At 73.3% G+C, this 374-nt stretch carries 1 pseudogene; it reads right to left on the bottom strand.

Annotation, left to right across the window (positions count from 1 at the left end):
- Nucleotides 1-291, bottom strand: a pseudogene (locus G6R24_RS21430) (protein spdB); the annotation flags it as partial.
- Nucleotides 292-374: the final 83 nt, after the last annotated feature.

Here is a 374-nt window from a genome sequence, read left to right as displayed (position 1 = left end):
GCCCGCCGGCGACGGGCCGACGAGCGCATGGGCGACCAGCACACCGGTGGCGAGCAGGCCGAAGGTCCAGCCCAGCCCGGACACGACACCGGAGTGGTCGCCTTGGGCGGCGAGGCGGCGTTCGTAGGCGAGGGTGGCCAGCCAGCCGCCGTCCATACCCAGGCCGACGACGGTGGCCACCGGCCACGGCATCAGAGCACCGAGCCAGCCGATGACGACGGCGAGAGTCAGAGCCATCGACACGACGGTCATCGCCGCGGCAGGGGCGCAGGTCCACTGCTTGCGGCTCATGCCGACACCTCCCCAGTGCTGGTGGTGAGGATGCCGGCGGCGGTGCGGGTGAGCAGGCCGGCGGTGAGGAGGGCGGTGACGGT

The sequence above is a fragment of the Candidatus Frankia nodulisporulans genome (genome assembly GCF_902806475.1).
Classification (GTDB): Bacteria; Actinomycetota; Actinomycetes; order Frankiales; family Frankiaceae; genus Frankia; species Frankia umida.
Note: the sequence above shows the minus strand (reverse complement) of the source record. Positions and strands in the feature narration are given on the sequence as shown.